Genomic DNA, 431 nt, shown 5'->3' on the forward strand with positions numbered 1-431 from the left:
CACCCACCATCCAACACCACCACAGAATCAACACCACGCAACGTCCACGCACGATGAGACACCAACACCACCAAACGCCCAACAGCAGCCACCTTCAACCGAGCAAAAATCTCCTCCTCAGTCTCAGCATCCACAGCACTCGTCGGCTCATCCAACACCCACACCGGCGCATCCCGAAGAACCACATGCGCCAACGCCAAACGCTGCCACTGACCACCCGAAAGACCAACACCACCAAACGACTCACCCAGCTGAGCATCCAAACCACCCTCAAGACCACGCACAAAATCATCAGCACAAGCCACCGACAAAGCCGACCACAAATCGGCATCACCAAGACGCTCAACAGCCTCCTGCGGCAAACCCAGAAGAAGATTTTCACGCACAGTCAGTTCATAACGGCCGTAGTCTTGACTCACCAAACCAACATT

1 protein-coding gene is annotated in these 431 nt (G+C 55.0%); it reads right to left on the minus strand.

Annotated features, from left to right (window positions below):
• The coding region (locus HMPREF2674_RS09090) for an ATP-binding cassette domain-containing protein (protein ID WP_141761793.1) at nt 1-431 on the minus strand (431 nt) is incomplete at both ends.

Source organism: Rothia sp. HMSC062F03 (assembly GCF_001836905.1).
In the GTDB taxonomy this organism is placed as follows: domain Bacteria; phylum Actinomycetota; class Actinomycetes; order Actinomycetales; family Micrococcaceae; genus Rothia; species Rothia mucilaginosa_A.